The organism is Avibacterium sp. 20-129 (assembly GCF_026226845.1).
Taxonomy (GTDB): domain Bacteria; phylum Pseudomonadota; class Gammaproteobacteria; order Enterobacterales; family Pasteurellaceae; genus Avibacterium.
In genome coordinates this window covers 1,490,439-1,512,768 of record NZ_JAKKOE010000001.1, presented here as the reverse complement: position 1 = coordinate 1,512,768, position 22,330 = coordinate 1,490,439, and the positions used below count along the sequence as shown (strand labels likewise).

Sequence of the window (22,330 nt, the reverse complement as noted above, 5' to 3'; positions counted from 1 at the left end):
ATGGAAAGTATTTTATCTTTACTACGAGGAATGGGCATTATGCACCTAGAATGGGGGCAGGCGGTGATGATTGGCGTCAGCCTCCTGCTCTTATGGCTTGCCATTGCCCGTAAATTTGAGCCCTTGTTATTATTGCCTATTGGTTTTGGTGGACTGCTCTCTAATATTCCAGAAGCTGGATTAGCCATGACTGCGCTGGATAACTTGCTACATAATGGAACAAGCCAACAGCTCGCGATTATTGCCAGTAAATTAGGTACTATTGCCGATCCTATTGCTATTAAAGCCGCACTTAACAATGCCTTACCTTCTGTACAAAATGAATTAGAAGTCATAGCAGGCGATATGGGTTATAGTGCTGGGGTGTTAGCATTATTCTATAAAGTAGCGATTGGTTATGGCGTTGCCCCCCTCATTATTTTTATGGGCGTAGGGGCAATGACGGATTTCGGCCCCCTCCTTGCTAATCCACGAACATTACTCTTAGGGGCTGCAGCCCAATTTGGGATTTTTGCCACAGTATTAGGCGCATTAGGGTTAAACTGGCTTGGTATTATTGACTTTACCCTACCACAAGCTGCCGCAATCGGCATTATTGGTGGAGCAGACGGTCCAACTGCCATTTATCTTGCGAGCAAACTAGCCCCTGAATTATTAGGTGCGATCGCCGTGGCAGCCTATTCTTATATGGCGCTCGTGCCATTAATTCAGCCGCCGATTATGAAAGCGCTCACTTCACAGCAAGAACGCAAAATCCGAATGGTGCAACTGCGTACCGTAAGCAACCGCGAAAAAATCTTGTTTCCAATCGTGTTATTAGTGCTTGTCGCATTGCTTTTACCTGATGCAGCACCATTATTAGGTATGTTCTGCTTTGGTAATTTAATGCGTGTGAGCGGTGTGGTTGAACGTTTAAATGATACGGCACAAAATGCCCTCATTAATATCGTAACAATCTTCTTAGGGCTTTCTGTCGGAGCAAAATTAGTCGCAGATAAATTCCTACAACCACAAACCCTTGGCATTTTATTATTAGGAATGATCGCTTTTGCTATCGGCACGGCATCTGGCGTGTTAATGGCAAAATTAATGAACCGCTTTAGTAAAAATCCAATTAACCCGCTTATTGGTGCCGCTGGTGTATCTGCCGTACCAATGGCGGCTCGTGTTGCGAACAAAATTGGTTTAGAAGCGGATCACCAAAACTTCCTATTAATGCACGCAATGGGACCAAATGTCGCTGGCGTTATTGGCTCAGCGATTGCAGCAGGGGTAATGTTGAAATATATTTCAGCCATTATGTAAAACACATAAAAAAAGCCGCCTTTAGGTGGCTTTGCTCCCGTTTAGAAGATTATAGTTTTTTCTTTTCCGATACCAAGCATACCCTGCATTGTAAAACTAATGGCATCTTATCAAAAGGAACTTTATATGATATTTACTATTGATAAGCTAAAAATTTTGACTTCAACAATGGTTTTACCTTTGGATTATTTAACTCTCTCTTTAATAATATCTTTTACATTTTTCTGATAATCATTATGCTCCCACTTGATCAACTTTTATTTCCCTTACAATGATATATTTTTGTTGTAAATAATAAAAATGTAGCACAAAATACACAAAATAAATAATCTAATATCCATTTCTACTATGAGTAAAGAAAAAAAACAAAAAAAGAGAAAGTATATGTCACAAAACACCCATCTCAAAACCTTTAATTTTGATGAGCGAATCGGAGAGGGATACTTTTCTGCAAGCTATTTTCTAAAGGCAAAACATATTGCAGAACAAAAGAAACCAAAGCAATGGGTAACTATGCAATTTTTCCAAAAACAACAGGCCATTTTATGTGGCGTTGATGAAGCCATCGCCTTACTACAACGTTTTGCGCGAAATCCAGAAAGATTAAAAATTTGGGCATTAAATGATGGAGACGCAATCACGCCCTTTGAAAGTGTATTAATTGTTGAAGGATTTTATGAGGATTTTGCCTATCTCGAAGGGATTATTGATGGCATTCTAAGTCGTTGTACCTCCATCGCCACCAATGTGCACGAAACGATCAAAGCCGCCAACAGAAAACCCATTATTTTTATGGGCGATCGCAATGATTATTTTACTTTGCAACCTACTGATGGCTACGCCGCCTATATTGGCGGAGCAACAATGCAAGCCACTGATGCGATGCACCAATACCAAGGCGGAACAGGCGTAGGCACAATGCCACATTCCCTTATTCAACTGTTTGATGGTGACCTTATTCAAGCTTGCGAAGCCTATATGCAAGTTTATCCTCATTCTCCCCTTACCGCTTTGGTTGATTACAACAATGATGTGATTACCGATAGCTTAGAGGTAGCAAAACATTTCGGTGAAAAACTCTATGCAGTGCGCGTTGATACCTCCGCCAATATGATAGATCGCTACTTCTTAACCCACCAAGAAACCTTTGGGCAAGAAGATTTACGCGGTGTCAATGTGCCTTTAATCAAACAGCTACGCTATCAGCTGGATCGAGCGGGGTTTCCATGGGTGAAAATTGTTGTGAGTGGTGGCTTTAACAAACAAAAAATTCAACATTTTGAACAACAAAATGCCCCGGTGGATTACTATGGAATCGGTGCTTCTTTACTCAAAGTCTCCATTGATTTTACGGGTGATTGTGTGCGTTTAAACAACAAAGAACAAGCAAAAGTGGGAAGACGCTACCGTGTTAATCCACGCTTAAGTGCGGTGCATTTTTAGCGAGTTTTTCTCTCCCAAGCATTGGGAATAATTATGAATATTTATAGTAAGGAGAATTCCAATGAAAGATTATTTAGTCTATTTAATTCAATGGATTGAGCAACAACGGCAAGATCATAATGCCCTTGGCTATGTAGTCGGCATTAGCGGAGGTATTGACTCTGCGGTAGTCAGCCATTTATTAATGCGAACGGGCTCACCGGTACAAGGTCTATTGCTACCTTCTACCACAACCAGTACACAAGATGTAGAAGATGCCAAGCTGGTTGCCAAAAGTGCAAAATGCCCTTTATTAACCCTCCCCATCACGCCACTCTATGAATGTTTTATGGATTCGATGTCTCCACTATTCAATCAAAATGCGCAACGCCAAGTCGTGATCAACGGCAATGTGCAAGCCCGTTTGAGAATGCTTGCACTTTATGCTTACGCGCAAAGCCACCAAGCCATTGTAGTGGGAACAGATAACGCTGCAGAATGGTTTACGGGCTATTTCACCAAATTTGGTGATGGCGGTGTGGATATTGCCCCTTTATTAGCCTTACGCAAAGAACAAGTTTATGAGCTAGCAAGGCTATTGAATGTGCCTCAACAAATCCTCACTAAAGCCCCCAGTGCGGGCTTATGGGAAGGGCAAACAGACGAACAAGAAATGGGCGTAACTTATCAAGAAATTGATGCCTTTTTACGCGGTGAACCTATCTCCGCACAAGGCAGAAAACAAATTGATTTTTGGCATCAACGCTCACGCCATAAACGTAGATTGCCTGCTTCACCTGTAAAACCTAAGTTGCCATAATGTGGAAAGCATCACTGCATCTGTTTTCTTTATATCAATTATGCTCTTCTTCTCAAGGAGTTTATAAAACAAATCTAAATATTACATTAGAATTTGTCGTATTCACTCCTTCTCACCTGCGCTACTATCAAATAAGCATTATTAAGTCTACTACCAATTCTTACTATCTTTAATTACCTTATATTATTGCTTATACATTGATGGCATTACTTTTTATTGGAACGTTATAAAAATCTTTGGGATTGTACTATATTAACCCTAAATCCCACACCAAAATCGCAGTGTTTTTAGCAATTCTTTTGGTGTGCCAAAGTTAAACCGAAATTCACATTCTTTCAAGGATAACGGAAAAGATTTCTTGTTAATTCCGTTATATTTTCTTAGTGCTCGTTTAGACTGACTCCAAAAATTTTCAATCCTATTATTAATATGATTTTTACATCTACTAAATTGGCATCTTGAACTAAATGGTCGCTAATCACCTCTCTGATCTTACGATAAAATAAGGCGGCAGAATTAGGAGTAATTTCTAGTAAATTTGCTGCTGAACGGGCTGTCATTTCAAGCACAAAAAACTCTAGCAGTTTTCTCTGTATAAATTTCTTTATTTTTATATAACTAACATAAGTGTTAATCTAATACAGCCCCTTCTTTTTTATCTAAAGAATAATTTTTCTTCACAAAGCGAAGAATTTTAGTATAAAAGAAACTCAATATTACACCTAAAATACTAAAATAGATTAGGACTAAAAACGTATCCAAACTATATTTTTTACCCAAGAAATAGCAGAGGCAAAAAATCATTAAACAACACGCAAAATAAAACAAAAGTAAATTACGACCTTTTGCATTTAAGCCATTAAATGGATTATTCAGTTTAATGGTATTTTTATTAATATATAAGGTAGAAAAGTAAATAATAGAAAGTAAAATGATGAGCGATAAAAGTACAAACTCAAGCTCATAGCCAGACACCCAGCCTGATTTTTCAACACGCCTAACCATCATACCACCAAATCCAATTATCATCATATTTAAACATTCTAAATGTTTTTTCATTGCGTTACCTTAATAATTATTTGGAGAGAAAATTCAGCAAAATCGCACCGCACTTTATTTTAGTAAAATAAAATTTCACTTTCTATTTTGAGAGATATAAAGTTCATCAAAACCTAAAAAAATAACCCACAAAAATGTGAGTTATTTCTATTATTTTTACGGCAATAAACTTTCCAACTGCCATAATTCAGGGAAAGTTTCACGGCGTTTGATCAAATGAGCTTGATCGCCGTCCACCATCACTTCAATGGCTCTTGGGCGAGAGTTATAGGTTGATGCCATACTTGCGCCGTAAGCTCCGGCAGAACGTTGGGCAATAAGATCCCCTTGAGCAATGGCAAGTTCACGCTGTTTGCCTAAGAAATCAGAGGTTTCACAAATTGGCCCAACCACATCATAAATCTTGCTTTCGCGTGGTTGGCGACGATCCACTTCAATGATATTCATATAAGCTTGATACAACGCAGGGCGGATCATATCATTCATTCCGGTATCTACAATGGCAAAGTTGCGGCTTTCGTTGCTTTTTAGATATTCCACTTTAGTCACCAAAATCCCTGCGTTGGCGGTAATCGCACGGCCCGGTTCAAGGATAATTTCCAAGTTTGGATAATCCTTTAACTTGGCTAATAAGGCTTTTGCATATTCACTTGGGTGCGGCGCATTTTCGTCTTTATAGGTTACGCCCAATCCGCCACCTAAATCTAAATGTTCAAGCTTAATCCCGTCTTGTTCTAATTGTTTCATTAGTACAATCAAGCGATCAGTCGCATCAAGGAACGGTTGAATTTCGGTAAGTTGCGAACCAATATGGCAATCCATTCCGGTGATTTTAATATGGGGTAACTGGCTTGCGATGCGATACACTTCACGCGCTTCATCAACGCTCACACCGAATTTATTTTCTTTTAAGCCGGTAGAAATATAAGGATGCGTGTGCGCGTCCACATCTGGGTTCACGCGTAAAGAAATAGGCGCGATTTTATTTAACCGCCCTGCTATGTCATTAATACGGTAAAGCTCGGCAAGGCTTTCGACATTAAAGCAACGAATGCCCACATTTAACGCACGTTCAATTTCCTGTTCAGATTTTGCTACGCCAGAAAAAACGATTTTGTTTGCTTCACCACCAGCGGCAAGCACACGTTCTAATTCCCCTTGCGATACAATATCAAAGCCCGAGCCAAGTTTTGCCATCACATTTAAAATGGCTAAATTTGGGTTAGATTTCACCGCAAAGCAAATTAAATGTTGGTGATTGCCTAAGGCATTATCAAAGGCGTGCCAATGCCGCTCAAGCGTAGCCCGTGAATAAACATAAGCCGGTGTACCAAATTGTTGTGCTATTTTACTTACCGGAACTTGCTCCGCCATCAGTTGATCATCTTGATATTGAAAAAAATCCATTAGCTTGTCCTTGAATGCTTATTGTTGTGTTTGTGAATGTTGTTGTTCAGGGAAATAAAGTGGGCCTTTCACACCACAAGCGGTGGCAGAAAGCGTAACTGCCCCTAAAGTGAGGATAAAAATTAGCTTTTTCATCTTATATTCTCTTGGTTTATCTTATAAATCTTACGCATAATAACGATATTTATAGAAAGATCTATTCTTTTTTACATCATTTTGCACTTTGTATAAATCGTAAAAACTCTCTATAATTCTGCCTTATCTATTTCGCTTATGGAAAAATTATGAACGTTACAGAATTTCATCAAAATATTGAGCAAGTTTGGCTCAAAATTGAAGAGCAATTAGAAGAGCAAGATTGTGATGTGGATTGCGACACGCAAGGTTCGGTGTTTACCATCACCTTTTCTGATCGCAGCCAAGTGGTAGTAAATAAGCAAGAGCCGTTACTTGAACTCTGGCTTGCCAGCAAAGCGGGCGGTTTCCACTTTGCTTTCAAAGAGGGACAATGGATTGCCAATGACGGCAAATTATTCTGGCAATGCTTGGAAGAAGCCTGTCGCGTACACGGCGAGCAAGTGCATTTTGCCTAATGCCCTATTTCATCAATAAACAAAGTGCGGTGCATTTTTAACGAGTTTTTCGCAAAAAATAATGAAAAAAAACACCGCACTTCAAGTTTTGAATGAGGTCTTTGGTTACCAATCTTTCCGCAACGGACAAGAAGAAGTCATCAACGCCGCCCTTTCACACCAAGATAGCCTCGTGATTATGGCAACGGGAAACGGAAAATCCCTTTGCTATCAAATTCCTGCACTTTGCTTTTCAGGTTTAACCTTAGTCATTTCGCCACTGATTTCGTTAATGAAAGATCAAGTGGATCAATTGCTTGCCAACGGTATCGAAGTGGATTATCTCAATTCCACACAAACCTTTGAGCAACAGCAAATCGTGCAAAATAAGGCGATTTCAGGGCAACTCAAATTACTTTATATTTCGCCCGAAAAGGCGATGACAACCAGTTTTTTTCAATTTATTTCCCATTGCCAAGTGAGCTTTATTGCTATTGATGAAGCCCATTGTATTTCCCAATGGGGACACGATTTCCGCCCTGAATACACCCAACTGGGTGGCTTAAAACGTTGCTTTCCCAATGCCCCGATAATGGCACTCACCGCCACCGCTGACAGTGCCACAAGGCAAGATATTTTGCACCACTTACAACTGGATAACCCGCATATTTATATCGGCAGTTTTGATCGCCCAAATATTCGCTACACCTTGGTGGAAAAATTTAAGCCAATGGAACAACTATGCCAATTTGTACTAGGGCAAAAGGGCAAAAGCGGTATCGTTTATTGCAACAGCCGCAATAAAGTGGAACGTTTGGCGGAAAGTTTACGCAAAAAAGGCGTTTCAGCCCAAGCCTATCACGCAGGAATGGAAGCCAACCAGCGCGAACAAGTGCAACGTGCTTTTCAGCGTGATAATGTGCAAGTGGTGGTGGCAACCATTGCTTTTGGAATGGGCATTAATAAATCCAACGTGCGGTTTGTGGCGCATTTTGATTTACCGCGTAGTATCGAAGCGTATTACCAAGAAACAGGGCGTGCAGGACGTGATGATTTGCCAGCTGAAGCCGTATTGTTTTACGAACCCGCCGATTATGCGTGGTTACAAAAAATGCTGCTGGAAAAACCGGAAAGCCCGCAACGCCAAATTGAACAACATAAATTAGAAGCCATCGGTGAGTTCGCCGAAAGCCAAACCTGCCGCCGTTTAGTTTTGCTGAATTATTTTGGTGAACATCGCCAAGCGCCTTGTGGAAACTGCGATATTTGCCTTGATCCGCCGAAAAAATATGATGGCTTAATTGACGCGCAAAAGGTAATGTCCACCATTTATCGCGTAGGGCAAATGTTCGGCGTACATTATGTGATTGGCGTATTGCGTGGAATGCAAAATCAAAAAATTAAAGACAACCAGCACGATCAACTGAGTGTGTATGGCATTGGCAAAGACAAAAGCAAAGAATATTGGCAATCAGTGATCCGCCAACTGATTCATCTTGGGCTTGTGCAACAAGTGATGAATCAATTTCATTCGGTGTTACAACTGACGGAAAACGCGCGCCCAATTTTGCGTGGTGAACAGCCTTTAGAACTGGCTATGCCAAGGGTTTCTTCCATTATGACCGCACAAAGTGCGCAAAAAAGTGCGGTGCAAAATTACGACAAAGATCTGTTTGCTCGCCTGCGTTTCTTGCGCAAACAAATTGCCGACAAAGAAAATATCCCCCCTTATATTGTATTCAACGATGCCACCTTGCAAGAAATGGCACAATATCAACCCACCAACAAACGCGAAATGCTACAAATCAACGGCGTGGGCGCAACCAAATTAGAGCGCTTCGGACAGGCATTCCTGCATATAATCCAAGAGCATAAATCGCTCAGCGCAAAAAACGGCCAACAGCTTAAATTATCTAACGAAAAATAACCGCACTTTGTTTTCCCCCCTGTTTTCTTCCTCAGCTCCTCTCTTTTTTGTGAACCTGATCACAAAAACGAAACGTATGTAATCAAAATGTTAAAAAATAGTTGACACAAAAAACAGAATTAATAACCATCATAATATTAATAACAATTCTCATTTGCGGTACTATTACAATGAAAATACTCACACATATAAAATCTTTCTTTTTCTATATAGGAGTATATATTTTTCTAGAATATTATCTGACATATTTAATGTACATGTTATTTTCTTTTATGTCAGTATCTTATTTTTACTTTATTTTTATAACAAAAACAGGAGAAAAAATGAATATAAATGAAATATATCTATTTTATGATGTTTCACGATCACAGTGATAGAAATATACGATTTTGGGGAAAATAACAGATGGAAACAATGTATTTTTACTTTAAAATAGGTTTTTCATCATTATTACTAATGATACCATTTATGCTATTTTTATTAAGAAAAAATAATGGCAACATATTATTGATTTCAAAAAAAATAATATTAATAAATATAATTGTTATATTAATAAGATATTTTATTATAATAGATTTTAACTTTAAACAATTATTATATTTGAAAAATATAGTATATCTATGTAGTCTTTCACTTATCATATCATTACCATACATTATATATGCGTGGAAATGTCTTAAATCTAATAGAGAGGGAAAATAATATAATTAACAGTATGTTGATGTTAAGTAAACTCCTATATTTATAATGGTATCTCAGGAGAAATATAAAAATGATCAACAATAACACAAATATTATTTTAATAAATATTATAGCTTGGGTTTTTATTATGATAATTCCACCCTATATATTATCAAGATTACTGATAAAAAGATTAAATTTAGAAAATGAATTAGTAAAATCCTTGCTTTTATTAACGTTAGTTTTATTCAATACTTATATCACCAGAAAATTTTTTGAGCATATTGGAAAATATCCCTTTATATTTAATTTATCATAGGAGAATAATATGAAAGAATTAACCATTAAAGATTGTGAATTAATATCAGGGCAGCGTAGCTCCAATATTTATAGCTATGGCAAGTGGAGCTGGCGTTGAATTAGCTACTTATGCAGGTTCCCAAGCCATGGGAGAACAAAATCCTACAGTTTCTGGAGTAATTGGATCTATAGCAGGAGGAGCTATCGGAGGAAGAATTGGAGGAACATTATTATCTGGTTTTATAGGTGGTAGTGTCGATGGACTAATTAATTCAATGTCAAATGATATACAAAAATCACAAAGAAATAGCACTCAATCAGGTTCAGATTATCATGATGGTTACAATTATTGCTAGTGGAATAAATAAAAATGTACCTTACTATACTAACTCCAATTATGGGAGGAATGTTCTCCTATTTATGTACAACCATTTTAATGGCGAAAAGAGATAAAAAATTAGCTATAAATTAATTATTTATGAAATTATAAAAACCTCAATATTATTTACTTTATTTTCTCATCTCTTTTTTATTTAATAGGGAGAGATAATAGCTATTTTTACTCGTATATAAATTTAATTTTTAATCTTTTTACAATGCCAGTTATTGTAAGTATTCCAGTTATATTAATATGTTATTTTAGAATAAAAACAGAGGGGCGACTATGAAACTTTTTTCGTTACCGCTATTTTGGGCATATCTTATTATATATAATAAGTATTTAAAAGATAACAGTTATCAAAAAATATCACTCCTCAAATTTAGCATAATAGTGTTACTCACTAGTTTTTTACCTCTGCAGTAAATTTTTTAATGCTTTTATATCTAGATATAATATTCTTAAATCAAAAAAACATTTTTTTACAATTAACAATATCAATTTTAAGCATAACATCTATTATATTTATAATAATTTTTATTAAAAAAAACAATAAGGAGAGAGAAAATGATTGATTTAACTATTAAAGAGCTTAGTTTGGTTTTTGGAGGTCAAAATACAACTAATGAACCTTATGAACCCAATATCAAGGCTTATGACATATCTTCTGGTTTAACAGCAGGGTACTCTCTTGTCAGAGGAGTCCCCGCTTTACCAGCTGTTGCTACTGGATTAGCAATATCGGTTATTACAGATGCAATTTTATCTATATGAATCAGAGTAATAACCGCTCTTTGTTTTCCTCCCGCTTTCTTCTTAGCTCCTTTCGTTTTTGTGAGCCTGATCACAAAAAGAAAAATATGTAATCAAAATGTTAAAAAATAGTTGACACAAAAAAACAGAATTAATTATTATACATAATATTAATAACAATTCTCATTTGCAGAACTATTATAATAAAAATACTCAAACATACTCAAACATATAAAATCTTTCTTTTTCTATATAGGAGTATATATTTTGAAATTGTACATAACACTCATAATTTCTTTATTAACAATTTTTATTACCTATATGATAGATAAAGCCATGTTTTTAAGAAAGAAAGCTCAAATATTTTTTTTAAAATATTATGTCTAATATTGATTTATATCGCATCAAATAGTTTAATGCAAAACTTCATTCATACTAAAATATTAAATCTTTTTATAATATTATTATTTATATTAAGTTTATTTTCTTTTTTTATTCAAGAATTAATAGATAACAAAATCAAAAATAAAAACATAAAAAATATGATTGATATGATAATAATTTTATTAACTTGTTTTTTTATATATCTAATAAGGAGTAAACTATGAAAGAATTAAATATTTGTAATTATGAACTCATTTCAGGAGGCATTCCTCCTATCGCTGTAGCAATGGCCATTGGTGCTGGTAGCGGTGTAGCTTCTCACATTGGAAGCAAAATATATAGCGGAGAGGAAATAACAGCCTCTGGAATCCTAGCATCTGGAATAGGAGGGGCTTTTGGTGGTGCAGCAGGTACTGCATACAGAACTTCTCAAACAACGAGTGCAATCTTAGGCTCTTTTCTTGGAGGAGCCTCAGAAGGGTTTACAGAGAGTTTATTTAAAAATAAAACCCAATCAGGTTCAGATTACAATGATGGTTGTAATTATTGCTAAGATTACATAGGGAGAAATAATATGCAGATTCATTTTCCAATCTCAGAAAAAGAATTTAGAAGCAATTTTTTTGAGAAAAAACCACTTTTAATGAAAAATGCAGTAAAAAAAGAAAACCTATTAAGTTGGAACGAAATTAACCAAATTTTCCCTCGATGTAATCTTATCTCTGAAGATGATATTAAGGTTATGTATCGTGGAGAAAAATTACCAAAAGAATATTATTTAGAAGCTTATGATGATCTAGGGCATTTACGCTATAAATTTAAAGAGGAAGCGCTATATAACTTTATGAGAGATGGTGCAACACTTGTTGCTAATGGTATTGTTAATGAGCCTAGCATCGATATTTTTTCACAAGAAATTGCTAACTTTAGCAAATGCCATACTTTTACAAGTTTATACATTGCATTTAATAATAAACGCTCTTTTAAAAGCCACTGGGATAGCCGGGATATTTTTGCTGTTCAAATGCAAGGTAAGAAACGTTAGATCATTCATGCACCAACATTTAAGGATCCTCTTTTTATGCACAAAAGTAAGGATATGCCTGAATATGAACCCAATCTAGAAGACGTATATATGGACATTATTTTAGAAGCAGGAGATGTTCTTTATCTTCCTAGAGGATGGTGGCACGATCCTATTCCAGTAGGAGAAGAAACTGTACATTTAGCTATAGGTATTTTTCCTCCCTATGCAAATAACTATTTAAATTGGATAGCTAAGGATATTGTCAAAAAAGAAATAGCAAGAAAATCACTTTTTTGCTATGAACATGATCGTAAAATACTTGAAGAATTGGCAAGTGAAGTTTCTGAATTTATTATGGATAAAGAGAATTATTCTAAGTTTATAGAAGAATTCTATGATAATAAACGTATAGAGAAACCTTTAAATTTAGAAATATTGGGAAACCATAATATCACTAAGTTCTCAGGAAGCGAAATACTTTCCTTTCCAATAAAAAATGATAATTTAACTCACTCTAATAAAATTATCTCTAATGGGTATGGTATAACTATTGATGATGATTTTAAAAAGGTAATTTTATCTTTATTAGAAAATGATAAATTATCCGTAAATGAAATATCTTCTTTATTTTATCAAGGCAAAGAAGAAAAACTCAATGAACTACTTTGGAATCTTTCTTATTTAGGTATATTAAAACTTAATACTAATTAAATATGTTTAGAAAAGAAGCCATAGAATATCAGAAATGGAAAAGTAATGCTGTATTGTTTTCCAAGATTCCAAGTTGGTTAGTTGTTTCTATTTACACTGTCATAGTGGATTCTTTTATTTTATATGTTACTTTTGGTAGTTACACCCGCCGTTTCTTGCGCAAACAAATTGCCGACAAGGAAAATATCCCCCTTTATATTGTGTTCAACGATGCTACCTTGCAATAAATGGCGCAATATCAACCCGTCAGCAAGCATGAAATGCTACAAATCAACGGCGTGGGCGCAACCAAATTAGAGCGCTTTGGACAGGCATTCCTGCATATTATCCAAGAGCATAAATCGCTCAGCGCAAAAAACAGCCAACAGCTTAAATTATCTAACGAAAAATGAACGATTAATATCGTTTTAAAATCATCTGTAATAGCTTCATATAAATACTAGCCCTCCTATAGACAAGCTAAGAGAGATAACTGGAAATAAGGTTAGCTTCTTGTAATTCTTTTACATAAAGATAACAAAAGTAAAATATTACAAGAAAAATAATGCTGACAATAAAAATGAAAACTTTTCCGCTTGCAGAAATATATTTGAGCTTATCAATAAAAACTTTGAGATTATTTTTTGATAACATATTCCCCCCCTAAAAAAACATTCTTAAATAAAGACAAATTAGCTTTTTATTAATTTCATCTAAAAATATAAAAATAGGAACACTACAAAAATAGTAAATTCCTACTTTCACATTAATAAAAAGCCACAATAAAATTCCTTTTTACACCGTACTTACTAAGCAGATTAATTTATTTTTAGAATAGCACATATTTTATTTGAGATGCAATATGTACAAAACCCTATTATTCCAAAATAAATATATCTTAGTTCTTTATTATTCATATCAACAGCATAATATGCAATAAAATATAAAATAAAGAATATAGCTATAAATATAATAAATTTCTTCATAATAAAATTATTTAATAATCAAATCCCGAAAAATCTCCATAAGTATCAAATTCCCAACTATCATCAAATTCTGGAAGCTCTAAATTGCTATATTAATCTTCTATAGCATCGCCAATGACAGCACCACCAATAGCTCCAACGCTTGATCCGCCAGGTCCAAAAGCAGAACCTAGCTCTGCTCCAATAGCACCTCCTATAGTTGCTCCAAGATTGTCTATTTCACCTCCAAAAATAAATCTAATGTCATCTATTGATAGATTTTTCATAGTTTTCTCCTATCTAGTCTTAAATATTAATTTAGAAATTGGTTAAAATTCACCTTTAACCAAAAATAATATTATAATAAATACATTTAAAAAACGTGATCTATATCTCATTTTTAATAAAATTTGCTTTTTTTATTTTTGTGATCTATAGCACAAAAAATATAAAAAAGAATAAATGCAATGAAATTTTTTAACACTAAATTAGTGTATTAATATAAACTAATTTCGCACTTCTTTACATCTATAAAAATTATTTTTCTTTAAGGATTTTGGTAGTTGTTTTTCAAGTTTGTGATTTAGATCACATATAAAACACTTGCAAACAAATAAGATAATCATTATCATTTAGATGACCTTTTATAAAGGTCGTTGAAAATAGGTAAAATTACATAGGAGAAAAGACTATGAAATCTTTAAATAATGAAGAATTACATCACGTAAATGGTGGTTCATTTAGCTTTTCTGGCTTTGGCGCCCATTCAAGATGGGGTAATTATGGGAGAGTTTCGGGAGGCTATACCTTTAAACCTATATCAAATATTTCTGTTACTCCAAGTGTAACAGTAAGCAAATTCCCAGGTGAAAAACCAAAAATTACTGGAGGTGGCATTAATATATCTATAGGGTTTTAATGATGAATATTCTTAAAAGCATATTAACTTTACTAAGTTGTATTATATTATTTTCTTGTACATCTATGTTATCCAAGAAAAATGAAGAATATGACTTTAATAAAGATAAATGTTTAAATTATTCACGCCATATGGAAATGAATCATCAGAATGGTAAAATTAAATTCTCTGATCCAGTTTTACAGGAAATTAGATACAATGAATGTATGAGAAAGTAAAAGCATAGGAGAAATTGTATGAAAAAATTAGATACCGACGAAGTAAAACTAATTCATGGCGGGATGTGGGGATATATAGCCAGTGCTTTTGGTGGTTTGGCTTTAAATGAGATATTCTTTAACCCTCTAAAGAATGCCACATATAAACACTATAATAAGGAAAATGAAAAGTTAGTAAATATTTTTCATTCTAATCCTGACAAATTCATAAGAGAAAATACTTCATTTTATGGAGATTAATTTTAATTAAAAATAAAGCATCATGTGCTTATGTGATGCTTTATTACTTAGGAGAAACTATGAAAAAATATATATTCCCAACACTTATGTTTTCATTTTTTTTCTTTTTCTTATCAACTTTTATTTATCCTTTATTTCCATTTGAATTAAATAGATGGATAGCAGATCCCCTAGTTGCTTTGAGCATTTATCTACTATTTTTTAGGAAAGTTAATTAAGAAATAAATAGTAAAATGTTTTATTAATGTTTTAATAATATGTTTAGAAAAGAAGCTCTAGAACATCAGAAATGGAAAAGTAATGCTGTATTGTTTTCCAAGATTCCAAGTTGGTTAGTGTTTTCTATTTCCATTTTTATTATGGGTTCTTTTATTTTATATGTTACTTTTGGTAGTTATACTCGCCGCGAAATTGTTTACGGTGAAGTTGTGATGCAACCTCATCCAATCATACTTTCAGCATCTAAATCAGGTTATATTTCAGAAAGTTATATTAAAATAAATCAACTAGTAAAAAAGGGAGATCCGCTATTTAAAATTACATTAGATCGTATCACAGATAGTGGTAATGTTGGTATTAATTCAATTAATACAATAAAATCGTAGCTAGAAAAACTTAGTGAAATTATAACGTTAGTCAAAAGTAATCAGACTGAAACCTTAACAAACCTACAAAAGCAAATTGACAAAAACCGTAAAATCTATAATGAAACAAAAATATATTTAAATGAAGTTTCCGCAAGCACAGAAGAATACCGCATTACATTAGAAAAATATGAAAAATTGATGAAAAAAGGTTATTCCTCTAATGATGAGGTGGCTCTGCAACGTTCGCGTTATTTCGATCAAAAATCTTTACGCAACAATTTACAAGAAAAATTAATCCAACAAGAAACAGCCATTATAGGGCTAGAAAATGAAATTGAGAGTCGTAGAGCCGATTTTCAAAACCAGATTATTCGTTATGAATTACAACAAAATGATCTTAAAATTCGTTTACTTGAATTTGAATCAGTTTCAGAGCTGATTGTTAATGCACCGCTAGATGGGTTAATTGAATCAATCAGTGCAACTGTAGGGCAAATTATTCGTGAAGGAGATGCTTTAGCTCAACTAATACCAGCTAATAAAGGAGAGTATTAGTTAGTAATGTGGGTGCCTAATAGTGCAATCTCTTTTGTTAAACCTGAAAATAAAATTAATATTCGTTATGGGGCTTTTCCTTTCGAGAAGTTTGGACAGTTTGATGGCACGATTAAATATATTTCGACTGTTCCTGCTTCTCTACAAGAGCTTGCTTTTTATAAGAATGTTCCTAGTACAGATCCTAATAACCCATTATATAAAATTGTTGTGGAAATACCTGATCAAAATGTCTCTTATAACCATACCTCATTAGCATTTTTAAGCGGTATGAAAGCTGAGGCAACCCTATTTTTAGAAAAACGAAAGCTATATGAATGGATGTTTTTACCATTTTATGGTTTAACCAAAAATATGGAAAAAGAATAAAAATATAGGAAAACAGGGATATGTTAGATAAACTTAATTTTTCATTCTTTAGAAAAGTTCCTCTCGTATTACAAACAGAATCGGCAGAATGCGGATTGGCTTGTTTAGCAATGATTGCTGGTTTTTATGGAGGAGAATCTCATCTTTTTCAACTTCGTAGTAAATATGGTATTTCTTCTAAAGGGGCAACACTGAAAAATTTAATTGATATTGCACAAGATCTTAAATTAATAACCCGCCCACTTTCACTTGAACTTGATGAATTAAAATTATTACGTTTACCTTGTATTTTACATTTGGATTTTAATCATTTTGTTGTTTTAACCAAAGTGAAAGATAAATCTGTTGTTATTTTTTATCCTGCTTTTGGTAAAAAGAATATCTCTTTTACAGAATGTTCTAAACATTTTACAGGAGTAGCTTTAGAAGCTTGGTCAGAGGTAAAATTTGAAAAATCTAAGGATAATGAGAAAATTAGCCTTTATTAAACATTTAAAAATATTTCTGGTATAAAAGGTGCATTATTAAAAATATTTTCTCTTTCTCTCTTAATTGAATTAATTGCGCTATTAATGCCTATTGGCACCCAATTAGTGATAGATCACGTTTTAAAAGCTAAAGATCAATCCTTGTTATTAACCATTTGTTTAGGTCTTTTTTTATTTACGCTCTTTAGAAGCGCGGTGAGTATGTCAAGAGCTTGGATTTCATTAAAAATGAATTATCTAATCGATTTTCAATGGACAAGCAGCTTTTTTTCTCATTTGTTAAAACTTCCTTTAGATTTTTTTGAAAAGCGTCAAGTTGGTGATATTCAATCACGTTTTGATTCACTTAGAAAAATACAAAATACGCTGACTAATAGCATTGTAACTACCATTATTGATTTAATTATGACTATCAGCGTTACAGTTATGATGTTCCTTTATGGAGGATGGCTAACTTGGGTAGTGATAACTTTTTCCATTATCTATTTAATACTTAGGTTTGTAACCTACTTTACTTACCGCCAGATTACAGAAGAGCAAATTATTAAGAGTGCAAAATCTACTTCTCATTTTATGGAAACGCTTTATGGTATCGCAACAATAAAATCTCTTGGATTAAATAAAAAGAGAGAAGAATATTGGATGTCATTGAATGCTGATGCTTTTAATACATCAATTAGAGTAACGAAGTTAGATATGCTTTTTTCTGGCATTCATACTTTTATTTCTACCTTAGAACAAATTTTGATCTTATGGATTGGTGCAACAATTGTTATGGATAATATGATGACAGTTGGAATGTTTATGGCATTTAATTCCTATAGAGGCTCATTCTCCTCCAGAATGGGAAACCTAATTAATATTTTCTTTAATTTTAAAATGCTTTCTTTACACAGAGAAAGAATTGCCGATATTGCTTTAACTGAAATTGAAAATAGCATACATTCTTCAACATTGTCTTTATCTGAAGAACAAAAAGGTTTGTCTATTTTAGTGAAAAACCTTACTTTTCAATATGATCAATTTACACAACCTATTCTGGATAATTTAAATTTAGAAGTTAATGCGGGAGAAAGCATAGCGTTCTCGGCTAAATCGGGCGCAGGTAAAACAACCTTACTAAAATTAATGTCGGGACTCTTGAGACCAACAAAAGGAGAAATTTATATTAATAATATTGATATTAAAAACTTAGATATTTCACATTATCGCCAACATATTGCAACTGTGTTACAAGAAGATAAGTTTTTCTCTGGCTCAATTTTAGAAAATATCGTCTGTTTTGATAATCAATATGATAAAGAATTTGCCATTCAATGTGCCAAACAAGCTCAAATCCATAATGAAATAATGAAAATGCCAATGAATTATGAAACGTTGCTTGGAGAACTAGGCAACAAGCCATCTTGATGAAGAAAATGAAAGAAAAATTAATGATGCAATAGCCAAACTAAAAATAACTAGAGTAATCATTGCCCATCGTCAATCTACTATTGAAAGTGCAGATCGATGTATAAATCTATAAAACTTAATTTTTATATAGGCATTATGATATGAATTTTAGATTAATCATATTTTCTGTGTTATTTAATCAACTTATATAGTTTGTATGTAAAAATATAAACTAAATTTTATAAAATCCTTAACACTAATTTTAGTATCTAATTTAACCTATGCTTTGAACTATGAAATATTTATAAGAACACCTCAAAATACGATAGATAAAATCATTGTAAACGTATTACTTATCGCAGTCATATTTACATTTATCACCCTTTTTTTACATCTAAAGAATAAATAATCCAATTTATATGTTGTTACTTTTATCACTTGATGATTTTTTGTATAATGCAATCGTTTTCGCTATTTTCAGATTGAGGGATAATCTATGTCAAGACCACTAAACTTTGTGATGATTTCACCCCATTTTCCAACTAATTTTGAAACCTTTGCCGTGCGTTTGCGTGAAAATGGTTTCAATACCTTAGGTATTGCGGATACACCCTATGATCAATTGAGTGAAAATTTACGCCGTTCACTCACTGAGTATTATCGTGTGGATAATATGGAAGATTACGATCAAGTTTATCGTGCGGTGGGCTATTTTGCGCATAAATATGGTCGTATTGATCGCATTGAATCGCACAATGAATATTGGCTTGAGCTAGATGCTAAACTTCGCACCGATTTCAATGTGTTTGGTTATAAAAATGAAGATATGAAATCCATTAAAACCAAATCTCAAATGAAAGAAATTTTCCGTCAAGCAGGCTTAAAAGTAGCAAAAGGGCAAGTGTTTGAAAGTGATGAAGATGCCAGAAAATTAGCGGACGAATTGCATTATCCCGTAATTATCAAACCCAATTCTGGCGTGGGCGCGAGCGATACTTACAAAATCAAAAATACGCAAGAATTGGAAAACTTCTTCCAACATAAAAATCCCAACGTACAATACATTATGGAAGAGTTTATTGATGGCGATATTGTTACCTTTGATGGCTTAACGGATCGTGACGGCAATATTGTGTTTTATTCTAGCCTTGAATATTCCGAAGCGGTGCTGGATACCGTAGAAAAAGACGGCGATATGTTCTATTACGTTCCACGTGAAATTTCGCCCAAATTAGTGAAACTTGGTAAGCAATGTGTAAAAGCCTTTAATGTCAAAGAGCGGTTCTTTCATTTCGAGTTTTTCCGAGTGAAAAAAACCAACGAATTATTGCCACTAGAAGTAAACTGTCGTCCACCCGGTGGCTTAACTATTGATATGTGGAATTATGCCAACGATTTTGATGTATTTAATGAATATGCGCATATTGTGAAAGACAATCAATTTAATGCGCAAATTACCCATCCTTGGAATGTGGTCTATATCTCTCGCAAGGCAAATCAGCATTATGTGCATTCCATTGCTGAAGTGTACGAAAGATTTCCTCACAATATCATTAGCGTACAACAAGTCCCCGGTGTGTTTGCCAAAATTATGGGCGAAGAAGGGATTTTAGCGCGTACGCCAAGCCTTGAACAAATGCGTGAAATTATTCAATTTGCCCATCAAAAGCAATAGGAGGAAAAATGTTTTTTGAACGCCGTCATCATTGGAGCGGAGAGCTAGGCAGGGAAATGCCGTTTAATGTTTATGGACACAGTGGCAAGCCCGTGATTGTTTTTCCTTCATCGGGGGGAAATGAAAATGAATATGGCAACTTTGGAATGATTGAAGCTTGCCGTTCTTTCATTGAACGAGGCTTAATTAAATTTTACACGCCAGATTCTTTTGATAAGGAATCTTGGCTTGCGGATTATAAATCTGGGCAGGATATGGCGCAGGCACATAATGCTTATGATCGCTATATTATCAATGAGCTAGTACCATTAATTCGCCACGAATCTCAATGGCAAGGTGCAATGATCGCCACAGGTTGTAGTATGGGCGCATTCCACACTATTAACTTCGCTTTACGCCACCCAGATCTCTTTGACACCGCTATCGCCTTAAGTGGCGTGTATGATGCCCGTTTCTTTACAGGGGAATTTCACGGCAATGCGGAAGTCTATTTTAATTCTCCCATTGATTATTTATGGAACCAAAACGATCCGTGGTTTCTCAATCATTATCGTAAAAATCATTATATTGTGGCCGTTGGACAAGGTGCGTGGGAGGAACAACATATTGCTGACACAACCCGCTTACAACAAGCGTTCCAAGCGAAAGGTATTCCTGCTTGGTTTGATTTTTGGGGAAATGATGTGGATCACGACTGGCCTTGGTGGCGTGTGCAAATGCCTTATTTTTTAGGGAAACTAGAAGAACAAGGGTGGTTAAAATAAGTAAGACGGCGGATTAATATTCCGCCTTTTTTATTAAACCCTATTTATTCAGTAAGGAAAAATGCAAAAACTCGACAAAATGATCAGCCCAGTGCATTTCGTGATGAATTTCATTTGCCATAATACGTAATCGAATATGATCAAGTGGATGTCCTGTTCGTAACAAAGCCTGATAATAACGCAAAGTACAATCAATATAGGCCTGATTCATATTGGAAATAAATTGTGAATCCATTTCATCGCCCTCATTAGTGCCAACTTGAATAAAGACGCGACTTTCTTTTTGTAAAGGATGATGATGAATGAAATCCATAAATGCCGCTTCACTAAACCAAGAAGCAAGAGAAAATACCCCTAAATGCCCAAAAATATGCGGGTATGCAGCCCCCATATAAGCGGTAATAATCCCTCCCATTGAACTACCTGCAAGCAACGTATTTTCTGCGTTCGGTAAAGTGCGGTAGGTTTTATCAATAAATGGTTTAACTTCATTGACTACCCATTGGGCATATTCCACACCTCGTCCGCCAACATTGCGTACTTCATCGTTATTGCCTACATCAGTTCGCCAAGGGGCATATTCATTCAAACGCTCCGATCCTGCATTATCAATCCCAACAATAATCAGTTTTGGTAATTGTTGATAATGTTTGATGGTAGGAATAATTTTCCACGAATGCCCTGAATAAGATTCTTTGCTATAAAACACATTTTGCCCATCGTGTATATAAAGGACAGGGTAATGCTGCCAAGGCTCATTATGATAATCTTTTGGCAGCAATACGCGTACACGGCGGTGTTGATGGTAATAAGGCACATAAAGAAAATGCTCTTGCATTTCAAGATAATGGTTAATGACATTCATTGTTTTGACTTCTATAAAAAACGCTGGCAAATCCAGCGTTTATCAATATTATTTTCTTGCCAATGGTGGCACAAAAGTAATGCCCATATCCCAAGGTTGTTCAATCCAAGTATTTTGTGGAATATCAATCACATAATCATCAACCAACTCTGCCCCTGCTGGTTTAGCAAAAACAGTCACAAAACGGGCGTTAGGATAAAGTTCACGGATAGCGCGTGCGGTATTGCCTGTATCAACGAGATCATCAACCACAATGAAACCTTCACCGCCATTAGGCACTTGGGCGGCGTGTAAAACGTTTAATTCACCTTGTTGATTATGATCATAACTTGCAATACAAACCGTTTCTACATGGCGAAGACTTAATTCGCGCGCTAACACCGCAGCAGGGAATAACCCTCCACGACTAACTGCAATAATCCCTTTCCATTGCGATGCGGGTAACAAACGTTCTGATAATTTACGTGCGTGCATTTGGAACATATCCCAAGTCACAACATATTTTTCACTCATAACTCACCTTAACTAAAAAAAGCGGAAACCGCCCAATAAATAAAATTGCGTTAG

At 34.6% G+C, this 22,330-nt stretch carries 24 protein-coding genes and 3 pseudogenes; 19 read left to right on the top strand and 8 right to left on the bottom strand.

The features are described 5' to 3' along the window. The 3 genes from L5B90_RS07230 (at position 1) to nadE (ending at position 3,547) form a co-directional block, all read left to right on the top strand. Positions 1-1,305: a sodium ion-translocating decarboxylase subunit beta gene (locus L5B90_RS07230; protein ID WP_265762493.1), complete on the top strand. Its 1,305-nt coding sequence runs from the start codon at positions 1-3 to the stop codon at positions 1,303-1,305. Positions 1,306-1,689: 384 nt separating this feature from the next. Continuing rightward, positions 1,690-2,748, top strand: coding sequence for a nicotinate phosphoribosyltransferase (locus tag L5B90_RS07225; protein WP_265762492.1), 1,059 nt, complete (start codon positions 1,690-1,692; stop codon positions 2,746-2,748). 61 nt (positions 2,749-2,809) lie between these two features. After that, positions 2,810-3,547, top strand: a complete 738-nt coding sequence (gene nadE / locus L5B90_RS07220) for an NAD(+) synthase (RefSeq protein WP_265762491.1) — start codon at positions 2,810-2,812, stop codon at positions 3,545-3,547. Positions 3,548-3,805: 258 nt separating this feature from the next. Here nadE and L5B90_RS11640 read toward each other — a convergent pair. From L5B90_RS11640 to lptM, 5 genes and pseudogenes are all read right to left on the bottom strand, one after another. Beyond that, positions 3,806-3,985: pseudogene (locus L5B90_RS11640) on the bottom strand (IS1595 family transposase); the annotation flags it as partial. Beyond that, positions 3,928-4,107 (bottom strand): hypothetical protein, encoded by a 180-nt coding sequence (locus L5B90_RS11635; protein ID WP_442778765.1) that lies wholly within the window; start codon positions 4,105-4,107, stop codon positions 3,928-3,930. The pseudogene L5B90_RS11640 and the gene L5B90_RS11635, both read right to left, overlap by 58 nt. A 70-nt stretch (positions 4,108-4,177) precedes the next feature. Then, entirely contained in the window at positions 4,178-4,606 is a 429-nt protein-coding gene (locus tag L5B90_RS07210; protein ID WP_265762490.1) for a hypothetical protein, read from the bottom strand. A 156-nt stretch (positions 4,607-4,762) separates the two neighbouring features. Continuing rightward, on the bottom strand, positions 4,763-6,013 hold the full coding sequence (lysA, locus tag L5B90_RS07205; RefSeq protein WP_265762489.1) for a diaminopimelate decarboxylase: 1,251 nt from the start codon (positions 6,011-6,013) through the stop codon (positions 4,763-4,765). Positions 6,014-6,031: 18 nt separating this feature from the next. Beyond that, a complete protein-coding gene (gene lptM / locus L5B90_RS07200) occupies positions 6,032-6,148 on the bottom strand; it encodes an LPS translocon maturation chaperone LptM (RefSeq protein WP_250363794.1) in 117 nt (38 codons plus the stop codon). 149 nt (positions 6,149-6,297) lie between these two features. On the opposite strand from lptM, the gene cyaY reads away from it, so the two are divergent. The 7 genes and pseudogenes from cyaY to L5B90_RS07165 form a co-directional block, all read left to right on the top strand. Then, positions 6,298-6,606, top strand: a complete 309-nt coding sequence (gene cyaY / locus L5B90_RS07195; RefSeq protein WP_265762488.1) for an iron donor protein CyaY — start codon at positions 6,298-6,300, stop codon at positions 6,604-6,606. 61 nt (positions 6,607-6,667) lie between these two features. Next, complete coding sequence (recQ, locus tag L5B90_RS07190; protein ID WP_265762487.1) at positions 6,668-8,512, top strand: DNA helicase RecQ; 1,845 nt, start codon at positions 6,668-6,670, stop codon at positions 8,510-8,512. 1,076 nt (positions 8,513-9,588) lie between these two features. Beyond that, positions 9,589-9,849 carry a hypothetical protein gene (locus L5B90_RS07185; RefSeq protein WP_265762486.1) on the top strand — a complete coding sequence of 87 codons (261 nt, stop codon included), beginning with the start codon at positions 9,589-9,591 and terminating at the stop codon, positions 9,847-9,849. A 590-nt stretch (positions 9,850-10,439) separates the two neighbouring features. Continuing rightward, entirely contained in the window at positions 10,440-10,646 is a 207-nt protein-coding gene (locus L5B90_RS07180) for a hypothetical protein (RefSeq protein ID WP_265762485.1), read from the top strand. Positions 10,647-11,229: 583 nt separating this feature from the next. Further along, positions 11,230-11,562 (top strand): hypothetical protein, encoded by a 333-nt coding sequence (locus L5B90_RS07175; protein WP_265762484.1) that lies wholly within the window; start codon positions 11,230-11,232, stop codon positions 11,560-11,562. Between the two features lie 21 nt (positions 11,563-11,583). Next, a pseudogene (locus tag L5B90_RS07170) lies at positions 11,584-12,747 on the top strand (cupin domain-containing protein). 149 nt (positions 12,748-12,896) lie between these two features. Then, a pseudogene (locus tag L5B90_RS07165) lies at positions 12,897-13,139 on the top strand (HRDC domain-containing protein); the annotation flags it as partial. 665 nt (positions 13,140-13,804) lie between these two features. Here L5B90_RS07165 and L5B90_RS07160 read toward each other — a convergent pair. After that, positions 13,805-13,978: a hypothetical protein gene (locus tag L5B90_RS07160; protein WP_265762483.1), complete on the bottom strand. Its 174-nt coding sequence runs from the start codon at positions 13,976-13,978 to the stop codon at positions 13,805-13,807. A gap of 404 nt (positions 13,979-14,382) precedes the next feature. On the opposite strand from L5B90_RS07160, the gene L5B90_RS07155 reads away from it, so the two are divergent. The 9 genes from L5B90_RS07155 (at position 14,383) to L5B90_RS07115 (ending at position 20,898) form a co-directional block, all read left to right on the top strand. Then, positions 14,383-14,610: a hypothetical protein gene (locus L5B90_RS07155; protein WP_265762482.1), complete on the top strand. Its 228-nt coding sequence runs from the start codon at positions 14,383-14,385 to the stop codon at positions 14,608-14,610. Positions 14,611-14,846: 236 nt separating this feature from the next. Continuing rightward, complete coding sequence (locus L5B90_RS07150; protein WP_265762481.1) at positions 14,847-15,068, top strand: hypothetical protein; 222 nt, start codon at positions 14,847-14,849, stop codon at positions 15,066-15,068. A 257-nt stretch (positions 15,069-15,325) separates the two neighbouring features. Next, entirely contained in the window at positions 15,326-15,673 is a 348-nt protein-coding gene (locus L5B90_RS07145; protein ID WP_265762480.1) for a biotin/lipoyl-binding protein, read from the top strand. Positions 15,674-15,853: 180 nt separating this feature from the next. Then, positions 15,854-16,210: an HlyD family efflux transporter periplasmic adaptor subunit gene (locus L5B90_RS07140; RefSeq protein WP_265762479.1), complete on the top strand. Its 357-nt coding sequence runs from the start codon at positions 15,854-15,856 to the stop codon at positions 16,208-16,210. Positions 16,211-16,216: 6 nt separating this feature from the next. Beyond that, complete coding sequence (locus tag L5B90_RS07135; protein ID WP_265762478.1) at positions 16,217-16,579, top strand: hypothetical protein; 363 nt, start codon at positions 16,217-16,219, stop codon at positions 16,577-16,579. A gap of 20 nt (positions 16,580-16,599) precedes the next feature. Further along, on the top strand, positions 16,600-17,067 hold the full coding sequence (locus tag L5B90_RS07130) for a cysteine peptidase family C39 domain-containing protein (protein ID WP_265762477.1): 468 nt from the start codon (positions 16,600-16,602) through the stop codon (positions 17,065-17,067). A gap of 84 nt (positions 17,068-17,151) precedes the next feature. After that, positions 17,152-18,477 carry a peptidase domain-containing ABC transporter gene (locus L5B90_RS07125; protein ID WP_265762476.1) on the top strand — a complete coding sequence of 442 codons (1,326 nt, stop codon included), beginning with the start codon at positions 17,152-17,154 and terminating at the stop codon, positions 18,475-18,477. Positions 18,478-18,955: 478 nt separating this feature from the next. Continuing rightward, positions 18,956-20,134, top strand: a complete 1,179-nt coding sequence (locus L5B90_RS07120; protein WP_265762475.1) for an ATP-grasp domain-containing protein — start codon at positions 18,956-18,958, stop codon at positions 20,132-20,134. Between the two features lie 8 nt (positions 20,135-20,142). Further along, a complete protein-coding gene (locus L5B90_RS07115; protein WP_250363798.1) occupies positions 20,143-20,898 on the top strand; it encodes an esterase family protein in 756 nt (251 codons plus the stop codon). Positions 20,899-20,938: 40 nt separating this feature from the next. Here the strand turns inward: L5B90_RS07115 and L5B90_RS07110 are convergent, their stop codons facing one another. Further along, on the bottom strand, positions 20,939-21,763 hold the full coding sequence (locus L5B90_RS07110; protein ID WP_250363799.1) for an alpha/beta hydrolase: 825 nt from the start codon (positions 21,761-21,763) through the stop codon (positions 20,939-20,941). Positions 21,764-21,811: 48 nt separating this feature from the next. After that, a complete protein-coding gene (gpt, locus tag L5B90_RS07105; protein ID WP_250363800.1) occupies positions 21,812-22,276 on the bottom strand; it encodes a xanthine phosphoribosyltransferase in 465 nt (154 codons plus the stop codon). Between the last annotated feature and the right edge of the window lie 54 nt (positions 22,277-22,330).